Raw genomic sequence first — 20,033 nt, 5'->3', positions numbered from 1 at the left:
ATAATTTTTGTAGATTTGGGCTAAAAGCTTTGCCTATGTTCACTAAAGAAATCCTCCAGAAAAATAAGATTCCGAAGCATATCTATAAAAAAAAGGATGTCCTTTTCCGGGAAAATGAACGGGCTTCTTCCCTATTCTACCTGCTGGAGGGCGAGGTTAAGATTTATAATACAGACTGCGAAGGCAAGGAATTCCTGATTACCAAGGTGACAGACCACCAGTTCATGGGCGAACCGCCCTTCCTGCTGAACGAGAGGTATCCGGCAACGGCCAATATTGCCAGCGATACTGCACTTGTCTATATTTTCAGCCAGGAACTCTTCCGGAAATTTCTGGATGAGAATCCGGATTATCAGTTTGAATTCCTGAAAGAAGTTGCCAAAAAAGCTTATGACAAAACCATCAAACTGAAATCAATCGTGCACCAGAATCCCTGCGAACGCATTACCGCTTTCCTCAGAATCCATAAGAAGAGCTGCGGCATTGAAGAGCACGAGAAAACAATCATCGATGTCACACGCAAGGAGCTGGCAAATTCTACGGGGCTGGCCATAGAGACCGTTATCCGGACTGTAAAAAGGATGGAAAGGGAAAACAAAATTGAACTCATCAACCATAAAATCTACTTCTGATGTCCCGCACACTCTGGCTTAAGTTTTCGGTTTTCAACTTTGTACTGGTAGCACTTCTGGGCGTCATAATGCGCTATAAAATCCTCTTTTCCCTACCCTTCCTGGACCAGAAACATTTGCAGGAGGCACATTCTCATTTCGCTTTTTACGGTTGGATCACCAATGTACTGTATGTGCTGATGGTCATCTATCTGTCCAAAGTAAGGCCCGAAATTTCGCTACGCAAATACAATATCCTGATTATCACCAACATAATCGCTTCCTATGCCATGATTGCCACCTTTATTTACGGCGGCTATTTTTGGGGTTCCATTGCAGCCTCTACCGTGGCACTGCTCACGTCATTTGCATTTACTTTCTTCTTTGTTATAGATGTAAAAAACCTGAGGGAGGCATCGAAGAAATGGTTTTTGGGCGGACTCTTCTTTGCTGTAATTTCTTCGGCAGGGGTTTTCAATCTGGCGTATATGAAAAGTTCCGGCAACATCACCCAGGACCTCTATCTGGCTTCCGAATACTTCTTCCTGCACTTTCAGTACAACGGATTTTTCATTTTCGCCTGCATAGGTCTTTTGCTGTATTCTTTGAAAGAGGAGGGCTCACTCATTAGCGAAAAGGAGAATAAACTGATGTTTTGGCTCATGTTTTTCGGATGCCTTATAGGCTTTGGCCTATCAGTGCTGTGGCTTAAACTTTCCATGCCCGTATTTGCACTTATCATATTGGCTTCACTGGCGCAGACGTATGGCGCAGTTATGCTCTTCCGCATTGTGAGGCGCAGCTGGACACACCTCATCCTGAAATGGTCTGCAGTGCAGCGTTTTGTGCTGATCTTTGCAGGATTCGCCTTCGCGGTTAAAATCCTGCTTCAACTGGCTTCTAATGTACCGGCAATAAGCCAGTTTGCATTTGGTTTCAGGAATGTCGTTATTGCCTATCTTCATCTGGTACTGCTCATGTGTATCGCCACTTACCTTCTGAGCCAGGTGCTGGCTACCAACTTTTTCATTATTTCCAGAAGTCTGATCACAGGCCTCAAACTGTTTCTGGCAGGCATTTTCCTGAACGAACTGATGCTGGGAATGATGGGCGTGTTTTCAATAAAGTATATAGCAGTGCCCTACGCCAACCATTTTCTGCTGGTCTTTTCTGTGCTGATTTTTGTTGCACTGTTCATTATTTTCGTGTCAATGAAAAAAAGACAGGAAGCTTAACACTTCATTGTAATGATAAAGCAGCTTTCAGAAATATGAAAGCTGCCACAACATTAAATATACACTATGAAAAATCTATTCAGGCAGTAAAACCTCATCCACGGCATATACAATACCGTTGGAGGCCGGCACCGCCCCCACAATGCGCGCTTTACCATTAATCACCGGTTTACCGTCCACCATTGTTATTTTTATGCTTTTTCCGTTCACCATTCCCAGGGTCTGTCCGTCACTCATATATTCTTCTTTTATTACACCCACGTAGGTATGATAGCCCAATACATCCGAAAGGTCATCTGCCTGCTCCGGTTTCAGCAGCCCTTCCACCGTTCCGGCGGGCAGTTTATCAAAAGCCGAGTTTAATGGCGCAAAAACAGTGAAGGGTCCTGCGTTACTTAGAGAAGTTGTAAGACCTGCAGCCTTTACGGCTGTAACCAGCGTGGACAAGTCGGGATTTCCGGCAGCCAACTGGACAATATTCGGACTGGAAACATCATCCTTTACGGCGTCCTGCCCGGCGCCAGTGATTTCACTGCCGGAAATTTCAGTTTTCGTTGCTGCGGACTCATTTTTTACGCAGGAAATCACTGCAAATGCGAGCAACCCTAATGCAATACTTTTTTTCATCACCTTGAATTTTATATAAATTTACGGTGAATTCTGTTGCTGTTCACATGACCGGAGTCATAATCACCCTGCTGAAAACGTGATCTTTATCATGATTTTCAGCTCATCAGCTACAGATCTTTTCTGTTAAACTTTATCAGTGACAAAACAAAGGGTACGGTAGCCCAGATAAGGAGTACAAGCATTGATACACCCATACCGCCTCCCGAACCGAAAACCTGCTGGAAAACCGCACCGGAATATCCCAGCATGGCTGATATATTAAGCTGAAGTAGAACGAAAATACGTGACAAACCTACAGGATTGAGTCCGGCCAGTGTGGCCATGATGCCCTCAATAGGATAATCGGCAAACTGAAACATCATAATCAGCAGGATACCGTCGTAAATAATACTGAAGAAAATCCAGATAAAGATTGAGATACCAATACCCTTGGCGCGGTCGCGGCTGCCAATAGCTGCCAGCATGGCAAAGGAAGTAAAGATGACAGACAGTAAAATACCGATCAGGATAAGTGAAAAACCGGTTTCAATGGAAGAATAAAGCAGTATAGGAATCCCGCAGCCCAGCAGGAAGGCCAGCACCAGCGCTGTAGAAAGCCCCAGGAAGATGTTGGACCAAACCTTCACCCGCGAAACTGGCTGACTGAGGAGCAGTTCGATAAACTGACTGCTGTTGTACACATATATTGTTGAAAAAATAATGCTTACCAGGGGTACGACCAGAAGAACCACATTAAGCAGGCTTAGCGTAGCCTTGGTATAATTGTTTTCCAGCCCCAGCACCGACCAGGAAATAATGAAAAGCAGGACCGTGTAAAAGATAACGGTTTTGTTCTTTAGGATATCAAAAAGGATGAAGCGTGCGATCTTGTTCATTTTTTCATTTCTTTTAGGATGCTGATGATGGACTCTGATATCCGTTCCGATCTATGCTCAGTCATAAGGTCTTCCACGGACTGCTGAACAATAACTTTGCCCTCATTCATAAATACAATTTCGCTCACGATATCATCCAGTTCACTAAGCAGGTGGGAAGTGATGATGATGAGTTTACCCCTCTTCCTTTCTTTGATGATCTTGTTTTTGAGAATCTCAGAAGCCAGCGGGTCCAGTCCCGCAGTAGGCTCGTCCAGGATGATGATTTTAGGATCGAACATAAACGCCAGCACCGCACTCACCTTCTGGGTGGTTCCTCCGGAGAGGTTTCCCATCTTCTTGTCGAATATTTTGCTGAGCTCGAAGGCTTCCAGAAGTTCCGTGTCCAACTCTGACTCCTGAATATTCCGGGTATCGCGGATCATACTGATGGTCTGGTTAATGGTCATATTCTCAGGATACCTTCCGATCTGTGGCATATAGCCAATATCTTTTCGATAATGGAAATCTTCTTTTACACTTTTGCCACCCACCAGAATGTCGCCGGTTTCAATAACATTAAGTCCCAGGATGCATTTTATAAGGGTAGTTTTACCGCAGCCGTTAGGCCCAATCAGCGCAATCGATTTACCGTTGGTAAACGATAGATTCAGGTTTTCGAGTGCGGTAAATCTGTTGAATTTTTTAGTGAGGTTTTGTATCTCTATCATATCTTTCAGTTAAATCCAAAAGGAACAGCTGCATCAGTTTTGCACTTTTCGCATCAAAGGCTGATCATCCACAAAATTTTCCGGAGTCAGGCTGGGAATCACCTTTTCGGTCCTGTCCAGCAGATCCACAAAAAAGGTTTTGAACAGGAGCATGATGGAAGGGTTGTTTTCCACCAGAACCGAGTAGAGGCTCAGCGGATGAAAGGGGACATCCCCGATTTTATCTTTGTCCAGATCATAACCTTCATATTTGTCCCAGTAATTTCTGCGGAAATCGTTCATCGTCATGGATCCGCTGGTACTCACATCAAAAGTGTTGTTGATGAAGTTATTATTAACCACGCGGTTTTCCATACAGTTGGAGTTGATCTTCATGCCCCAGCCATTGTCCTCAAAGGTATTGCGGAAAAGATCAATTTTGGTGGCGCCATCCAGGAAGATGGCTGTGGTATTATTCCGGAAACTGTTGCTTTTAATTTTGCTGAAACTGATGTCCTTCAGCAGCAAACCGTAGTTGGAATCACCCCAGTTGTTGATGAATTTATTGCCCACCATTCCTACATTATTACTGTACATTACAGCAACGCCGGCATTATTCCTATCAAATGTATTTCCTACATATACGCAGTCATTGGACGACATGAAATGAAGGCCATACCTTAAATTACGAACCGAATTGTTACGGTAAATGTAAGAGTCAATTACTTTTTCCAGGTAAATACCATCCTTATGACCCTGAATATAATTGTTTTTAATCCAGATTTCTTCACTCACCCACGCATGAATGCCATCGCCGCTGCGTTCCTCTGAACGGGCACGTGCAGACGTTATCCGGTTGTTCTGAATCAGACATCTGTAACCCCGCTGGATATAGATTCCAAAGTAATTATTTTCAAAGATATTGTCTTCAATGGTGGAATACTTACTGTCATATAGCCGCACGGCTCCTATGTTCTTGATTTCGTCTTCACCCGAGTTGATGATTTTAAAACCTTTCAGCAAAATATGATTAGCGCGGAAAGAAAGGATTTCGTACTTCATCTCTCCGTCCAGAACTGGCCGCCCATGGCCGATAAACGAGAGTGGATGCGTAATGCTGATATTTCCCTCGCGGTAAATTCCCGGGCCCACCAAAATACTGTCTCCGCTTTCTGAAGCAGCGAGAGCCTGGCGGATGGTGGGATAACGCTCACCTTTTCCCACCCGAAGGGTTTTTGAAAAGATAAATACAGGTAGGAGAAGAAATATCAGCCTAAGCATGTACAGATTATTTAGTTAAACTTGCACCGGTGGCTGCCGCTGCCTTTTGGGCTGCCGCTTTATCACGGAAAGCCTGAGTATTGCCACCCATAGGCGATTTTATGCTGCCGCCTTTAACAAATACAGCACGCGATTTTTCCAGGAACTGTCCGCTGGGGAAATCCACCACATAGGTTTTGGCATTGGCGGCCTTATCAGGATTTGAACTTTCGTACATCGTCATGCAACTCAGGTCGTCAAACTTATAGGCGCGGCCTTTATCTGTAATCAACTGGGCAGCATACTTCACGTCCGTGATGGTCATGCGGCAGTTATCGCACTGGTCTTTACCAACCGCGATGTCTTTAGGACCACTTTTTTGGCAGGACATAATAGCCAGTACTGAGGCTGTAATAAATAACGTTTTGCTGAACTTCATTTTTTTTATTTTTTAAGTTAAACTGAACAAAAAAGATCAGGTTGCTGAGGTCTTCCGGTACTCAACCCAGGCTAAGATAGCCAAAATAAGAGCAACGCCAAACATAATTCCACCACCAACGTTGGGGTAAGAATAAGCGCCGAAGTTCAGAAGTTGCTTATAACCTAGCAAAGGAGGCTGATAGGACATGCCGGGCACAACGATGGGCGCCGTGGGGTCCAGATCATGTCCGTAATCGTATTCCCAAAGCCAGAAATCCACCATAAACGCCACACCGAAGATGAGGAAGAGGACCAGAGTGATAAAAAGCCACAGTTTACGGTTGAATAAGGCAGTAAGAAAACAAAGCAAAGCGAAGAATGCAAGCGCATAGGGCAAAACCTTAAATTCCCAGAAATCCTCCGGCTGGATTGTCTTCATACCAATGTAGTGGTTCAGACCGTTTATGATTTCATATTCACCGGTAATTTTGTTAGGCCATAGATACATGGCCAAACCCTCGGGATATTGTGGAGCTGTTAAATAAATAGACCACAGCGGCACGAAGATAGAGACAATCAGTGCGCAGCCGCAAAAGACCAGTGCAATCCTCGTTATCTTTTTCAATGAATTGTTTTTCATTTCAGGTAAATTAAAAAGGGCAGAAACCTCTGCCCTCTTATTTAACATTATTTGGTTTCTCCGGCTTTCACGGGGCTTTGTGCATTGTCCTTCTTATTGTTCAGGGAATAGATGAGCGGCGTATTGCTTCCGGCCGGCGATACCCGGACATATCCCTGCATTTCCTGATGCAGCGCGCTGCAGAAGTCGGTACAGTACATTGGGTACATACCTGGTTTCTTAGGCATCCATTTTAGGGTACAGGTCTCACCCGGCATAATAAGGAGTTCGGCGTTCTGGGCACCCTTGATGGCAAAGCCGTGCGGGATATCCCAGTCCTGTTCCAGATTAGTGACGTGGAAGTAAACTTCGTCGCCCACTCTAATGCCTTCTATATTGTCCGGTGCAAAGTGCGAACGGATGGAGGTCATATATACGTGGACTTTATTACCTTCCCTTACCACTTTACTTTCGGCTTCGCCTTTGGTGGCGTAGGGATGCTTGTTGTCTTCAATCCGGAAGAATTTTACCTGATCTTTAAGCATGTCTCCCGGCAGAGCCTGTGCATAATGTGGCTCGCCAAAAGTCGGAAAGTCCAGCAGCAGTTTCATCTTGTCGCCACTGATGTCATACAACTGTGCCGACTGTGCCAGTTCAGGACCTGTGGGCAGGTAGCGGTCCTTGGTAATTTTGTTATAAGCCACCAGGTATTTGCCAAAAGGTTTGGCCGAGTCGCCGCCGGGAATCATCAGGTGACCCACAGAATAGAAGGTAGGCTGTCTGTCCAGCACCTTTAAGTCCTTAATATTCCATTTCACCACTTCAGACGATACAAACATGGAGGTGTAGGCGTTACCTTTGCCGTCAAATTCAGTGTGCAGCGGTCCCAAACCGGGTTTCTGTACTTCACCGTGAAGGGCAGCTTCATATTTGATTACTTTTACACCGTCAAATTCACCGGCGAAGTTCTTATCTGCGATCGCTTTGATCATTTTGTCAAAACTGAATACCGGAATAAGTGCGGCCAGTTTACCGGAACCTACAATATATTCACCGGTAGGATCTACATCACAACCATGGGGAGATTTAGGACATGGAATCATGAACATGGCGTCCTTCATATCCTCCACCGACAGTACAATTACTTCCTTTTTCATTGTTGAAGTAGCAGTGTGGGTGCTCTCATCGAATTTATTGTGGGCATACTCAGTCGTCACTTTCCGGCCTTTACCGGCTTTCACCAGTTCAGCTGCCTTTTTCCAGTTTACAGCCATAATGAAATCCTTGTCATTCTGCGATGCATTAACCTCCAGAAGCGTGTTTGCTTTTTCGGAATTATAGCAGGAAAAGAAGAACCAGTCGCCGGACTTTTTCTTGCCGGCATGCGAAAGGTCAAAGTTAATACCCGGCGCTTCAATCTGGAAAGAAAGGTCCATCTCGCCACTTTGCTTGTCGATTCCTATAAAGGAAAGCACGCCTTTGAAATTGGATTTGAATGATTCAATAGGGACATCACCGCTCTGATCGTCCGTTGGTACCGCGAAGCGTGTCCCTGCCACCACATATTCAGTGTTCTCGGTAAGAAATGGTGAGGAGTGATTACCGGCGGAGTTCGGAATCTCCAGGATTTCCACGGTTTTAAAGGTTTTTAGATCCAGCCTGGCTACACGTGGTGTGTTATTGGCATTGGCAAAAAGCCATCGGCCGTCAACTTCGCCATTGGTTTGCGACAGCGACAAATGGTGCTGGTCGTCCCAGGGTATGAATCCATGTGAGGTTTCCAGCATAGGTTTGGTTTCTTCACTGTAACCATAGCCGTTTTCAGGGTTTTGAGAAAAAACGGGGAGCACTTTCAGCAGTCTTCCGCTTGGCAGACCGTACACATTTACCTGGCCGTTAAAGCCACCGCTTACAAAGTTGTAATACTCATCATATTTGCCGGGTGCCACATACACTCTCTCGGCAGCATCGCCTGTTACAGCGGTTTCTGTTCCTTTGGGTTTACATCCTGAGACCAGAAGTAAAGCCATTACAGATCCGAGTCCAAAAAATTTAAGACTTTTCATTATTGATAGTTGAGGGGGTTTCCTTTTGATTTATTTGGCGCCGTCAATTTCGCGCATGTACTCCAGGATCTGGCGGGCTTCCGTATCGTTCAGGCCCTGGTTAGGCATCCTTACCAAACAAAGTTCCAGCTGTTTCTGAAGTTCCGGGTCCACATCGATCATAGGATCCGGGTTAGTGATGAAGTTCATGATCCATTCCGGAGTCTGTCTTTGGGTAACCCCTTTCCAGCCGGGGCCTACCAGTTTCTCCTCTGTGGGTTTATGACAGGAGGTACATTTCACCTCGGCAAGTTTACGGCCTTCTGCGGCCATAGCGGGGTCAAAAGTACTTACATCTACATTCTCATGCTTACCAATACCTCTCTTGGGATCATAAGCATTGGTGCCCGAACTTTCTGCGGTTGCAGTTGTTTCGGTGGAGGCAGTGGGCACTGAATCGGTTTTCTTGTCGCCGCCGCAGGACACCAGTCCCAGGGCCAGAAAGGCAGCAGCAATTGAGTGAATAGTTTTCATATTTAAATTATTTATACCCAAATGTAGCCACATCTGCCCGATTAAGAATATGATTACAGTCATATACTTTGTATGACATTTATCTCCATATTTGACGTCATAAGACAGGAGTTAATAAATAAATTTGATAAAAAATTTACAAAATGAAAAAGTATGTCACACTATTTGCAGCGCTCGCAGTCACAGCCTGCAGTAAACAACCGGTTAATACTGATGCAGAAAGTAATGTAATGCTGGAAGAACCGGTTGTGAAAACTGTTGATTCCGCCGCAGCGGGTAAACATCCCGGCCTTGCCCTTATTGAAGGTGCGGACTGCCTTACGTGTCACAAAGAAGATGCAAGGCTTGTAGGTCCTTCTTATCAGGAGGTAGCGGATAAATACACGGAGGGTGACCTGGAAATGCTGGCCACCAAGATTATTGAGGGTGGAAAAGGCAACTGGGGAGAAATACCGATGACGCCGCATGCCGGAATGAGCCGTGAGAATGCAAAGAAAATGGTGGAATACATTATGACATTAAAAAAATAATCCACTCCAATTACATTAAACAAAAAAATAATATGAAGAACTGCTTCCTGGTCCTAACATTAGCCGCTACTCTTTTCACTGCCTGCTCAAAGCCTGAAAACAATAATACAGAAAATGCCGAAAGTTCACTCGAGCAGGAAGCCCAAATTCTTAAATGTGAAAATGGAAGTACGCTTACAGCCATTTATTTTGCCGATGGAGACATGGTGGCCGTGAAAATTAAAAAGGATCAGGAAAAAGAAGAAAAGCTTTCCGCGCGTGGCACCAATCAGAATGGTGATCCCTTTTTTGGCAACAGCACCTATACCTGGGAATTGCTGGAAGACGGCAAGGCAGGACGGCTTACGCACAAAGACGGTTCGGACTGCATTTACAGGTAAGAATTACATTAAATAACTTAATTAAGCACTGCGTTCAGGTGGTGCTTTTGTTTTTTGTTAGGTCGTCATCATCCCAAAAAATGGTATTGATTGGCAAAACTGCCGCTGAAATGTCAATTTGTCACAATTTTTTGCTTGGTACAGATTTAGAGAAATTGACCTCAAATTGTAAAAAATAAAAATAGATACTATGAGTAAAATAATCGGAATTGATTTGGGTACTACCAACTCCTGCGTTGCAGTAATGGAAGGTAAGGATGCAGTAGTTATCCCTAATGCTGAAGGTAAAAGAACCACCCCTTCTATCGTGGCTTTTACTGAAGACGGCGAAAGAAAAGTGGGAGATCCAGCTAAAAGACAGGCTGTAACCAACCCGGAGAAAACAGTATACTCCATCAAAAGATTTATCGGAACACATTTCAAGGACGATGCCAGCGAGATCAGCAGAGTACCTTATAAAGTGGTGTCCGGACCTAACGATACTGTTAAAGTAAAGATAGACGACAGAGAATATACACCACAGGAAATTTCAGCGATGATTCTTCAGAAAATGAAGAAAACAGCGGAAGATTACTTGGGTCAGGAAGTTACCCGTGCGGTTATAACTGTTCCAGCATACTTTAACGACGCCCAGAGACAGGCTACCAAGGAAGCTGGCGAAATCGCAGGTCTGACGGTTGAAAGAATCATCAACGAGCCTACTGCCGCAGCACTGGCCTATGGTATGGATAAAGCTCACAAAGACCAGAAAATCGCAGTATACGATTTAGGTGGCGGTACTTTTGACGTTTCTATCCTTGACCTTGGCGATGGTGTATTCGAAGTACTTTCTACAAACGGTGACACGCACTTAGGTGGTGATGATTTTGATGATGTGATCATCAACTGGATGGCAGATGAGTTTAAAGCTGAAGAAGGTGTAGACCTTAAATCTGATGCAATTGCCCTTCAGAGATTGAAAGAAGCTGCTGAGAAAGCTAAGATCGAGCTTTCCTCTTCCACACAGACAGAAATCAACCTTCCCTATATCACTGCTACGGCTACAGGTCCTAAGCACATGGTGAAGACACTTACCAAAGCTAAATTTGAACAGCTTTCCGCTGACCTTGTAAGACGTTCTATGGAGCCATGTAAAAAGGCCCTTTCTGACGCTGGACTTTCCATCTCAGACATCGACGAGGTAATCCTTGTAGGTGGTTCTACCAGAATCCCAATTATTCAGGAAGAAGTGGAGAAATTCTTCGGTAAGAAACCCTCCAAAGGGGTAAACCCGGATGAGGTTGTGGCTATTGGAGCAGCTATCCAGGGTGGTGTACTTACAGGTGATGTAAAAGATGTACTTCTTCTGGATGTAACTCCGCTTTCATTGGGTATTGAAACTATGGGCTCTGTGTTCACCAAACTGATTGAAGCCAATACGACTATACCGACTAAAAAATCCGAAACATTCTCCACGGCGAGCGATAACCAGCCTGCAGTATCCATCAGAGTGGGTCAGGGTGAAAGGCCGATGTTCAACGATAATAAAGAAATCGGAAGATTTGACCTTACAGACATTCCGCCGGCACCAAGAGGTGTTCCTCAGATTGAAGTAACTTTTGATATTGATGCCAACGGTATCCTTCATGTTTCTGCTAAAGATAAAGGAACCGGTAAAGAGCAGTCCATCAAGATTCAGGCAAGTTCAGGTCTTTCTGAAGAGGAAATCGCAAGAATGAAGCGTGAAGCTGAAGAAAACGCTTCTTCTGACGCCAAGAAAAAAGAAGAGGTGGAAGTACTGAACAAAGCGGACGGATTGATTTTCCAGACCGAGAAGCAACTGAAAGAATTTGGTGACAAGCTTTCGGCTGACAAGAAAGCAGCTGTTGAATCTGCGGCAGCGGAACTGAAGACCGCTTTTGATGCTAAAGACATGGAAAGCATCAAAACAAAAACTGAAGCTTTGGATGCTGCCTGGATGGCCGCATCAGAGGAAATGTATGCTGCGGGACAGCAGGGACAGCCGGGAGCCGAGCAGGCACAGGGTAACCCTACAGGAAATGCAGGTGCTGATGATGTTCAGGATGCTGATTTTGAAGAGGTGAAGTAATTACTTCCAGTCCTAATACAACGATCCCCGGGTGAAAGCCCGGGGATTGTTTTTTTTAATAACAAAAATCAGTCACGCTTTATGCGTACATCGTCTCTATCTTGTCTGTAAGTGCATTCATAAAATTCTGAAGCGGCTTCTCAACCATCATCTTGATAAACGGATTGAACTTGCCTTCAAAAAACATCTGAACCTCCGTTTGTGTATCGGAAACAGCATTCATACTGGTGGTAAGTTCAAAATCCATACTGGAACTTGCCGACCGCAAAACCGCCTTCTGTTCACTTACCTCACCCAGCTTAAGCGCAATCTCCGGCATGCCTTTCAGCGAAAATTTAAACCCGTCTGCAGTAGCGTCAAATTTCTGAAGGCCCTCCGGCATCAACTGCTTATAATTCTCAGGATCCTTAAGCAAATCCACGATTTCGGACACCGGTTTATTAAGTAATATTTTTCGTCCTTCTAAATTCATTTTTCTATTTTTGTAAGATTAAAGTCTTACAAATGTATAAAGTTTTTGTTAACGAAAAAAAATTAACAATAAGTAAGTATCCCGAGGATATTGAAAAAAACCTGCGTTACGAAGGCTTTGCAACTCTGGAAATCGCCGTAGACCTCCTGCAGAATACCTCCTGCCCCGAAATTAATGTCTACGGAGAAAATATTGAAGAACTTTGGGAAGATTTCACGCATATGTTTCATGTAATTGAGGCAGCCGGGGGAATCGTAACCAATGCCAACAAAGAGACCCTGTTCATTAAAAGACTCAGTAAATGGGACCTCCCAAAAGGTAAAGTGGAAAAAGGGGAATCCCTGGAGCAGGCTGCAGTGCGTGAAGTGGAAGAAGAGACCGGTTTATGTGAACTGATACTTGAATCCTTCATCAACAATACCTTCCACATTTATACCGAGAGAAATGGTGACCGTGTACTGAAGACAACTTACTGGTTCAAGATGAGTTATGTAGGTACGGGCAATGCCAAACCCCAAGTGGAAGAAGGTATTACAGCTGTAGACTGGAAAAGCGATGCCCGGATCAGGCAGGAAGTCTTCCCGTCTACCTTCCACAATATTAGGATGATCCTGAACGAAGTTTGGGAGAAAAATCTCTAAAGAACATCAAGCACTTTTTCCAGACCAATTCCTCTGGAGGCCTTTAACAGAATATTCTTCGATGTAACCGGATTGTCTTTAAGATAATCGGTAAGCTCTGCTGTAGTGCAAAACGACAGAGGTGATTTGGCAACCGCCTGAAACTGCTCTCCCACTGTAATGATTTGGTCGAATTCCATTTGTAGGGCCATATTGAGTATTGCTGTATGCTCAGCCAGACTCTCAGCACCAAGTTCACGCATATCTCCGATGATGATTGTTTTTGAGCCTTCAAACGATTTGAAATTCTGCAATGAGCCCGCCATAGAGCTTGGGTTGGCGTTATAGGTATCCAGCACCAGGGTTCGGCCGTCTTTTACCATCACCTGCGAGCGCATATTGGTGGGTTCATAATCTTCGATTGCCGCTTTTATTCTTTCCTTCGGAACGCCAAAATGAAGTCCCAAAGCCACGGCTGCACTAAGGTTGCTGAAATTAAAAATTCCCGTAAGCTGGCTCATAATTTCCGTACTGTCGAAACCAAGACCCACAAAATTGCCTTTACACAAAGGTGAGAATATATAATCGGCATTATCTGTACCGAAGCTGATGGCAGGCTGATATCCCTGGGTCTTTTCAACCTGCAAAGGATCTTCGTTATTAACGATCAGCGTTTTACCATTTGCCTTCAAATAATTATACAACTCCGATTTGCCGGCAATCACGCCTTCAAAGCCTCCAAAACCCTCCAGATGCGCTTTTCCGAAGTTGGTAATATAGCCATAATCCGGCTGAGCAATGGAGCAGAGTAATTCGATTTCTTTCTGATGATTGGCACCCATTTCTATTACCGCGATCTCATGCTCCGGCTTTACCGACATCAGCGTGAGGGGAACACCGATATGGTTATTAAGATTTCCGAAGGTGTACAGGACGTTGAACTTTGCTGAAAGTGCAGTAGCTATTAGTTCCTTAGTGGTTGTCTTTCCGTTGCTTCCTGTTAAAGCAATCACGGGTATGGTGAGCTTCTTCCTGTGCACCCGTGCCAGGTCCTGCATGAACTGAAGGGTGCTGGGCACATAGAAGATATTGCGCGAAGAATCTTCAAAATCCTTATTCTCTACAATTGCCGCAAGCGCTCCGTTGTCTACAGCTTCTGAGGCCTTAAGGGCACCATCAAAATTCTCGCCGGAGAATGCAAAGAAGATATCACCCGACCCTACTGTTCTGGAGTCGATGGATACCTTGTTACACTGCTGAAGATAGGGATAGAAAAGTTCTGGATTCATGGGGTCAAAAATAAATAAATCCTTCCGTATGAGGGAAGGATTTATTATTATTTATTACAACTAATGTTATCTTCTTGATCTGTTGTTCTGTGCGCCACGGGCATCCTGCGCTACACGGAAACCGATCCATCCATAACCGCCGCTCTGGCTTTTGAATCTTCTTTGTCCCGGATCCAGCCAGTATGCTGTATCCTGCCATGAACCACCTTTTACAACTCTGATTTCGTTTGTGATGGCTGAAGTTCTGGATGCGTTATCCTTTTGTACTACAACTCTTCCGCTACCGTCCACGAAGAAATTCTTACGCGGTGCATTGTACATGTTGAAATTTGCATTTGCTGCACTGTCTTCATCACCAGCTCTGAAGTTCAGTGAAGACTGTCTGTCGCCATCCCTGAAGTTACTGTAATCTGCGATGGTTTCTCTCTGGTACTGACCAGGCAGGTTTTTATACAGAAGTCTGCCGTCAGCAAGAGTGTCATACTGTATACTTCCGTCGTCTACACGAGCATAAGTTCCGTCACCATTTCTAAGGATTCTTTGTGGCGCGTTACCTCTGTAGTAATTGAAGTCGTTATAATCGGAATCGATAATCGGACGGTATACATCGGCAGTCCATTCGGCTACGTTACCAAACATACCGTAAAGTCCAAGGTCATTAGCCGGGTATTTCTTTACATCGGCAGTTCTTGCGGACCCGTCATTTTGCCATCCCGGAACACCGGAATAATCACCCGCTCCGTATTTGAAATTTTCCAGGAACATACCCTCATTACGGCCTTTCTGACCTCTCAGACGTTCAATCTCCGGAGTTTTTCCAAGAATATTGTTATATTCCCTGTTTTTCATTGTTCCCAACGCTGCAAATTCCCATTCAACCTCTGTAGGAAGTCTGAACTTCTGCACCAGTGGAGCTGCAGGAGACCTGTTGGCAGCCAAAATCCTTTGGTTGACATTTCTGTTCATACCGGATTTCTGAGCCAGTCTCTGCTCGTTAATATAGGCCTGCATATCCGGATCGTTTGATTTAAACTTATCCATATTGAAAGCAGATCCACCCACATTGTTGGATTCGTTTATATAGAGATCTTTAGCAATGATACCGGCATCCATTAATGCTTTCTCATTGGCTCTGTCTGTAAGCCATTCGCAATATTTATTCGCCTGAGACCAACTCACACCCACCACCGGATAATAATCGTATTCCGGAGATCTGAAATAGGTTTCAGAATAGTCATTTCTGGAAAGTTCGTTATCCCAAAGAAGTGTATCCGGCAGAGCACCGTTGTAGATTTCCCTGAAGCTTGGATCAGACGGTGGGAAAACATACTTAAGCCATGTCAGATATTCACGGTATTCATAGTTTGTAATCTCAGTTTCACCAAGGAAGAATGAACTTACCTGCATTCTGCGGGGCGAGTTATTCCAGTCATGCATTACATCATCTTTCACTAATCCCATTGTAAAAGTTCCGCCTTCCACATATACCATTCCTGGCCATCCTTTCAGTTTTTGCTGCTTGCCTGCGTAAAACCAACCTCTGTTATCGTTGGGTTTCCACCCGGTCTTGGATACGAAACTTTTCGTTCCGCCACCTTTACCGGATCCCCCTCCACAACTGGTAAGGACGAAAGCTGAACTTAATGCAATTAATGAAAACAACTTTAGTTTTTTCATAGTCGGTATAAATATTTTCAAAGTACAAAGAAATAATAATTTTATTAATTAATCAAGTAATGTTTTGATTTTTTTGAAACGAAAGCAATTTTATTTTATTGTATCGCAGGATTTTTTTAAAAATTTCGTTTAATTTGTATTCCTGAAAATTAATTCAAAAATAATGATCCGCAACCTTTCTTTTCTGTTCATTTTCCTCTTCACAGCCTGCTTTTTTTCGCAGAAGATAAGCATTAACTGGGAAGGAGCTAAGATCCGCGATTACGGGGAGATAAAAATGAACCTTCCCACCTTCAGTAATCCCGGCTTTTCATTTGACCAAAATAATATTTTTATCAATATAAAACACAGCGCAGGCGAAAAAGATTTAAAAATCTCGGGCATGCAGTGGGAAACAGTTTCTGCGAGGGACCTTTACGACCTTCAGAAAGACAACATCCTTCCTTTTGAAATTAAAGATGTGGCCTATACCAACCACAAAGGTACAAGGACTGCGCATATCAATGTTTCACTCTTCAAGTCGGAGAATGGACGGATCCTGAGACTTTCTTCCTTTAATATAGAGGAAACCGCAAAACTTAATCCCAACACCCAGAAAGTGGGCACCACAAACAACCCGCTGAATACAGGAAACTTCTATAAGATAAAGGTGGACCGTTCAGGGATTTTCAGGATCACTAAAGATTTCCTGCAGGCCAACGGCCTCAACCCGGCCAACATCAACCCAAAAAATTTCCGGATCTACGGCAATGGCGGTATTATGCTGTCTGAATTTAACCAGGACACAAAATATGATGCGCTGCAGGAAAATGCAATCCAGGTGGTGGGCGAGGCAGACGGTGTCTGGAATGACGGTGATTATGCCCTATTCTATGCGCAGGGACCTAATGGGTATAACCTTTATGATCCCACAAACGGAAACGGTTTCAAAAGGACCGATACCCGCACCGACCGCAGCAATAATGTGAAGAATCTGTATGATGACTTCTCCTACTATTTTATCAATTTCGATAAAGGTCCGGGAAAACGTGTCCAGGATTCAGACTTGCCGCTTACCGCCAATCCGATCACAAGGTATGATGACTATCAGGTTATAAATGATGACGAAAGGAATCTGCTTAAACTCGGTAAGATTTGGGTAGATGAGCCGGGCTTTACTGCACCCAAAACCTATACCATCACCACCAAGACCCCGGCACAACCCGGCGACCTAATTACCTACCGCACACAGGTGGTGGCCTATAAATCCCAGGGCAATACGCTAGCCTTCAACATCAACAATCAAAACAATTCGGTGCAGTCTGCGACGCCCGGGGGACTTGACTTTGTACAGATGAGATTCCAGGGCACACTGAATAATGTATCAGGCAATACCTTTAACTTTAACTTTACCCCTGATATATCAGCAAATCCAAACGGAAATTTCTTTTTTGATTATCTGGAAATCCAATACCGGGAAAACCTTTCCTTCAATGGCGGACAGATGAATTTCCGCGATTTCTCACTGCAGAGCGGCTCGGGTCAGGCCTACAGCTTTGCCATGAGCAATGCCAGTGCCGCGGAACAGGTTTGGGACGTAACCGACATCACCAATGCGAAGCGGGCCGTTAACAAAAACACAGGCAGTAGTACCTATAGTTTCGGCTATATCGCCAATGATCCCAACTTCAACAATGAATTTGTGGCTTTCCGTGCCGATGCTGCCTATACTCCTACTTATGTAGGCAAGACAGATAACCAGAACCTCAGCGCACTGCAAAATATTGATTACCTGGTATTGACCTCTCCTGAAATGATGACCCATGCCCAGCGAATGGCCAGCCATCACCAAACCAGGAACAATTTCACCACTGCAGTGGTTGACATCAATAAAATTTATAATGAGTTCAGCAGCGGCAGAAAAGACCTGACTGCCATCCGGGATTTCGTAACCCATCTGAACAGTCCGGCAGGTACGCTGAAATATGTGCTTATTTTGGGCGATACCACATATGATTTCAAGAACAGGATTCCGAATAACCATAATATTGTGCCTGCTTACCAGAGTGAGGAAAGCGGAAATTACGTAAGCTCCTTTGTGACGGATGACTATATCGGGATGACAAGCCCGCAAACCGCAACCCACCTGCCAAGCATGCTGGCCGACGTACCTGTGGGAAGGCTGCCTGCCGCTAACATTCAGGAAGCAAAACTGCTTGTTGACAAAACCCTTGCATACTATAATAATCTGCCGGGGCAGTCTTCGCCCTTTGGTATCTGGAGAATGAAACTTGATTTCGTGGCAGATGATGATAAAGATGGAGGCACCCCATTCCACACCATTATGGATGAAACCTTACAGGATCTTTTTGAGGCAGCTACCGACAAACCTGAGTACAATGTACGTAAACTGTACATGGATGCATTCCCGGCAGTCAATACGGCCGGCGGACAGCGTTACCCCCAGGTTAACCAAGCCATCGCAAACGATGTAGGAAACAGCCTGTATATGTTCTATCTTGGACATGGGGGCATCAATGGCTGGGCTCAGGAACGGATCCTTACTTCCGATGAGATTGAGGATTTCAACAATTTCTCCAATGTATACAGCCGCTTCCCGCTTGTCTCCACCATAACCTGTGAATTTACCCTTTGGGATGAACCCGGAACATTTTCTGCAGGAGAGCAGTTCATAAAACTGCCGTCGGGCGGTGCTGCATCAATGATTACCTCCAGCCGCGCAATTGATGTGAATTATGGAGTAATGTTTACAGACACTTTTACCAAAAGCATTTTTGAACTTAATGCCGGTGACTTTGATACCCTTGGGAATGCATTCCTGCAGGCTAAATTTGATTTTGGCGGAAATCCAAATCACCTTAAGGTAAATTTTCTGGGCGACCCGGCTATGAAACTGAGCCGTCCGAAAAAACTTCTGGCCATAGATAATGTAGAAACTCCCGTGCCGGGACAGATACGTGCGCTTGACTTTGTGAAGATTACCGGCCACATCAATAATGCCAACGGAACACTGAATACGAACTTTAACGGCCGCGTGGTTATCAATATTTACGACAAGCGACTGAATAAAACAACACTGAATAATGACGGCAGCCTTACACCGATACTCAACTATACTGAGGAAGGAAGCCCGATTGTTAAGGCCTCCGGGACCGCAGTAAACGGTGTGTTCACCGTTGAGTTTTATGTTCCCAACGATATTAATTACACCATGGGAACCGGTAGGATGCTGGCCTATGCCGACAATAAAGTGGAAGATGTGTTCATTAACCAGCCCGTTCAGATTGGCGGTATAAACCCCAACGGCATCAATGACAGTGAGCCGCCGAAAGTAAAACTCTATATGAATAACACCAATTTTGCTGACGGAGGCATAACGGATCAAAATCCGATGCTGCTGGCCTGTATTACAGATGATACCGGAATCAACTCCACCGGTGCGGGTGTGGGTCATGATATCGTGACTTACCTGGACGGACAGATTATTAATACTGTTGTCCTGAACGACTTCTATTCCAGCGGTGACGGCAACGGTTGTGTAAATCCCGGACTGGCCGATTACCAGAAAGGCAATGTAACTTACCCATTCCGCAACCTGGCACCCGGCGAGCATACGCTAACGTTCAAGGTTTGGGACATCAACAATAATTCGACTACGGAAACGTTACGCTTTATAGTGAAGGATGAAACCAACCAGAACCTGGTGATCAACAGACCGCTGAACTGGCCGAATCCGTTTACCAACAAAACCTATATCCATTTTGAGCATAACTGTGATGATATACTTGATGTAAACGTGCAGATCTACACCTTTACCGGTAAGCTGGTACGCACGCTGAGCCAACCTGTGGTGGCCGAGCCTTTCCTGCAGGGCTTCCGCACACCCCGACAGGCAATTGAGTGGGACGGACTGGATGATTATGGCGATGCTGTAGGTAAGGGAACTTACATCTTTAAAATATTTGCGCGGAGCCAAAATCAGGAAAAATGCAAAGGAGGAGCTACAGCAGTAGAAAAAATGGTATTATTGAGATAAAAACATCAAAATAATTTATATA

18 protein-coding genes are annotated in these 20,033 nt (G+C 44.6%); 7 read left to right on the top strand and 11 right to left on the bottom strand.

Going from position 1 to position 20,033, the window contains the following annotated elements; all coding sequences use genetic code 11:
- Window positions 1–35: 35 nt before the first annotated feature.
- The gene (locus F7R58_RS03480) at window positions 36–632 is read left to right on the top strand and encodes a Crp/Fnr family transcriptional regulator (RefSeq protein WP_158063565.1); all 597 of its coding nucleotides are present in this window, start codon (window positions 36–38) and stop codon (window positions 630–632) included.
- A complete protein-coding gene (locus tag F7R58_RS12915) occupies window positions 632–1,846 on the top strand; it encodes a hypothetical protein (protein ID WP_187695256.1) in 1,215 nt (404 codons plus the stop codon). Before F7R58_RS03480 ends, F7R58_RS12915 begins: the two co-directional genes overlap by 1 nt.
- Before the next feature lie 75 nt (window positions 1,847–1,921).
- Here the strand turns inward: F7R58_RS12915 and F7R58_RS03470 are convergent, their stop codons facing one another.
- The 8 genes from F7R58_RS03470 to F7R58_RS03435 all read right to left on the bottom strand — a co-directional run bounded on the left by F7R58_RS03470 (window position 1,922) and on the right by F7R58_RS03435 (window position 8,918).
- A complete protein-coding gene (locus tag F7R58_RS03470) occupies window positions 1,922–2,473 on the bottom strand; it encodes a fasciclin domain-containing protein (RefSeq protein WP_158063564.1) in 552 nt (183 codons plus the stop codon).
- Window positions 2,474–2,583: 110 nt separating this feature from the next.
- The gene (locus F7R58_RS03465; RefSeq protein ID WP_158063563.1) at window positions 2,584–3,351 is read right to left on the bottom strand and encodes an ABC transporter permease subunit; all 768 of its coding nucleotides are present in this window, start codon (window positions 3,349–3,351) and stop codon (window positions 2,584–2,586) included.
- Window positions 3,348–4,061, bottom strand: coding sequence for an ABC transporter ATP-binding protein (locus F7R58_RS03460; protein ID WP_158063562.1), 714 nt, complete (start codon window positions 4,059–4,061; stop codon window positions 3,348–3,350). The genes F7R58_RS03465 and F7R58_RS03460 overlap by 4 nt, the downstream gene beginning before the upstream one ends.
- A gap of 33 nt (window positions 4,062–4,094) precedes the next feature.
- The gene (locus F7R58_RS03455) at window positions 4,095–5,321 is read right to left on the bottom strand and encodes a nitrous oxide reductase family maturation protein NosD (RefSeq protein ID WP_158063561.1); all 1,227 of its coding nucleotides are present in this window, start codon (window positions 5,319–5,321) and stop codon (window positions 4,095–4,097) included.
- 7 nt (window positions 5,322–5,328) lie between these two features.
- Window positions 5,329–5,739: a nitrous oxide reductase accessory protein NosL gene (locus tag F7R58_RS03450; RefSeq protein ID WP_158063560.1), complete on the bottom strand. Its 411-nt coding sequence runs from the start codon at window positions 5,737–5,739 to the stop codon at window positions 5,329–5,331.
- Between the two features lie 36 nt (window positions 5,740–5,775).
- Window positions 5,776–6,360 (bottom strand): hypothetical protein, encoded by a 585-nt coding sequence (locus F7R58_RS03445; protein WP_158063559.1) that lies wholly within the window; start codon window positions 6,358–6,360, stop codon window positions 5,776–5,778.
- A gap of 47 nt (window positions 6,361–6,407) precedes the next feature.
- Window positions 6,408–8,405: a Sec-dependent nitrous-oxide reductase gene (gene nosZ, locus F7R58_RS03440; protein ID WP_158063558.1), complete on the bottom strand. Its 1,998-nt coding sequence runs from the start codon at window positions 8,403–8,405 to the stop codon at window positions 6,408–6,410.
- Between the two features lie 30 nt (window positions 8,406–8,435).
- On the bottom strand, window positions 8,436–8,918 hold the full coding sequence (locus tag F7R58_RS03435; RefSeq protein ID WP_158063557.1) for a c-type cytochrome: 483 nt from the start codon (window positions 8,916–8,918) through the stop codon (window positions 8,436–8,438).
- A 143-nt stretch (window positions 8,919–9,061) separates the two neighbouring features.
- On the opposite strand from F7R58_RS03435, the gene F7R58_RS03430 reads away from it, so the two are divergent.
- The 3 genes from F7R58_RS03430 (at window position 9,062) to dnaK (ending at window position 11,917) form a co-directional block, all read left to right on the top strand.
- Window positions 9,062–9,448: a c-type cytochrome gene (locus F7R58_RS03430; protein WP_158063556.1), complete on the top strand. Its 387-nt coding sequence runs from the start codon at window positions 9,062–9,064 to the stop codon at window positions 9,446–9,448.
- 32 nt (window positions 9,449–9,480) lie between these two features.
- Entirely contained in the window at window positions 9,481–9,828 is a 348-nt protein-coding gene (locus F7R58_RS03425) for a hypothetical protein (protein ID WP_158063555.1), read from the top strand.
- Between the two features lie 190 nt (window positions 9,829–10,018).
- Window positions 10,019–11,917, top strand: coding sequence for a molecular chaperone DnaK (gene dnaK, locus F7R58_RS03420; RefSeq protein WP_158063554.1), 1,899 nt, complete (start codon window positions 10,019–10,021; stop codon window positions 11,915–11,917).
- Window positions 11,918–11,996: 79 nt separating this feature from the next.
- Here the strand turns inward: dnaK and F7R58_RS03415 are convergent, their stop codons facing one another.
- Complete coding sequence (locus F7R58_RS03415) at window positions 11,997–12,389, bottom strand: SRPBCC family protein (RefSeq protein ID WP_158063553.1); 393 nt, start codon at window positions 12,387–12,389, stop codon at window positions 11,997–11,999.
- A gap of 32 nt (window positions 12,390–12,421) precedes the next feature.
- On the opposite strand from F7R58_RS03415, the gene F7R58_RS03410 reads away from it, so the two are divergent.
- The gene (locus F7R58_RS03410) at window positions 12,422–13,030 is read left to right on the top strand and encodes an NUDIX hydrolase (RefSeq protein WP_158063552.1); all 609 of its coding nucleotides are present in this window, start codon (window positions 12,422–12,424) and stop codon (window positions 13,028–13,030) included.
- On the opposite strand, the gene F7R58_RS03405 is transcribed toward F7R58_RS03410, so the two are convergent.
- Complete coding sequence (locus F7R58_RS03405; protein ID WP_158063551.1) at window positions 13,027–14,298, bottom strand: UDP-N-acetylmuramoyl-tripeptide--D-alanyl-D-alanine ligase; 1,272 nt, start codon at window positions 14,296–14,298, stop codon at window positions 13,027–13,029. The genes F7R58_RS03410 and F7R58_RS03405 overlap by 4 nt on opposite strands.
- 66 nt (window positions 14,299–14,364) lie before the next feature.
- Window positions 14,365–15,975, bottom strand: coding sequence for a gliding motility lipoprotein GldJ (gldJ, locus tag F7R58_RS03400; protein WP_158063550.1), 1,611 nt, complete (start codon window positions 15,973–15,975; stop codon window positions 14,365–14,367).
- 163 nt (window positions 15,976–16,138) lie between these two features.
- Here gldJ and porU point away from each other — a divergent pair, with 163 nt between their 5' ends.
- Window positions 16,139–20,011, top strand: coding sequence for a type IX secretion system sortase PorU (gene porU / locus F7R58_RS03395; RefSeq protein ID WP_158063549.1), 3,873 nt, complete (start codon window positions 16,139–16,141; stop codon window positions 20,009–20,011).
- Window positions 20,012–20,033 lie beyond the last annotated feature (22 nt).

This window comes from Chryseobacterium sp. (genome assembly GCF_008831505.1).
GTDB lineage: Bacteria > Bacteroidota > Bacteroidia > Flavobacteriales > Weeksellaceae > Marnyiella.
Note: the sequence above shows the minus strand (reverse complement) of the source record. Positions and strands in the feature narration are given on the sequence as shown.

Excerpts from the sequence above, each read along its gene's own strand:
- F7R58_RS03470 (WP_158063564.1), bottom strand. The coding sequence starts at position 2,473 with ATGAAAAAAAGTATTGCATTAGGGTTGCTCGCATTTGCAGTGATTTCC.
- F7R58_RS03425 (WP_158063555.1), top strand. The coding sequence starts at position 9,481 with ATGAAGAACTGCTTCCTGGTCCTAACATTAGCCGCTACTCTTTTCACT.
- porU (WP_158063549.1), top strand. The coding sequence starts at position 16,139 with ATGATCCGCAACCTTTCTTTTCTGTTCATTTTCCTCTTCACAGCCTGC.
- F7R58_RS03460 (WP_158063562.1), bottom strand. The coding sequence starts at position 4,061 with ATGATAGAGATACAAAACCTCACTAAAAAATTCAACAGATTTACCGCA.
- F7R58_RS03445 (WP_158063559.1), bottom strand. The coding sequence starts at position 6,360 with ATGAAAAACAATTCATTGAAAAAGATAACGAGGATTGCACTGGTCTTT.
- dnaK (WP_158063554.1), top strand. The coding sequence starts at position 10,019 with ATGAGTAAAATAATCGGAATTGATTTGGGTACTACCAACTCCTGCGTT.
- F7R58_RS03455 (WP_158063561.1), bottom strand. The coding sequence starts at position 5,321 with ATGCTTAGGCTGATATTTCTTCTCCTACCTGTATTTATCTTTTCAAAA.
- F7R58_RS12915 (WP_187695256.1), top strand. The coding sequence starts at position 632 with ATGTCCCGCACACTCTGGCTTAAGTTTTCGGTTTTCAACTTTGTACTG.
- F7R58_RS03435 (WP_158063557.1), bottom strand. The coding sequence starts at position 8,918 with ATGAAAACTATTCACTCAATTGCTGCTGCCTTTCTGGCCCTGGGACTG.
- F7R58_RS03415 (WP_158063553.1), bottom strand. The coding sequence starts at position 12,389 with ATGAATTTAGAAGGACGAAAAATATTACTTAATAAACCGGTGTCCGAA.
- F7R58_RS03405 (WP_158063551.1), bottom strand. The coding sequence starts at position 14,298 with ATGAATCCAGAACTTTTCTATCCCTATCTTCAGCAGTGTAACAAGGTA.
- F7R58_RS03480 (WP_158063565.1), top strand. The coding sequence starts at position 36 with ATGTTCACTAAAGAAATCCTCCAGAAAAATAAGATTCCGAAGCATATC.
- F7R58_RS03430 (WP_158063556.1), top strand. The coding sequence starts at position 9,062 with ATGAAAAAGTATGTCACACTATTTGCAGCGCTCGCAGTCACAGCCTGC.
- nosZ (WP_158063558.1), bottom strand. The coding sequence starts at position 8,405 with ATGAAAAGTCTTAAATTTTTTGGACTCGGATCTGTAATGGCTTTACTT.
- F7R58_RS03410 (WP_158063552.1), top strand. The coding sequence starts at position 12,422 with ATGTATAAAGTTTTTGTTAACGAAAAAAAATTAACAATAAGTAAGTAT.
- gldJ (WP_158063550.1), bottom strand. The coding sequence starts at position 15,975 with ATGAAAAAACTAAAGTTGTTTTCATTAATTGCATTAAGTTCAGCTTTC.
- F7R58_RS03450 (WP_158063560.1), bottom strand. The coding sequence starts at position 5,739 with ATGAAGTTCAGCAAAACGTTATTTATTACAGCCTCAGTACTGGCTATT.
- F7R58_RS03465 (WP_158063563.1), bottom strand. The coding sequence starts at position 3,351 with ATGAACAAGATCGCACGCTTCATCCTTTTTGATATCCTAAAGAACAAA.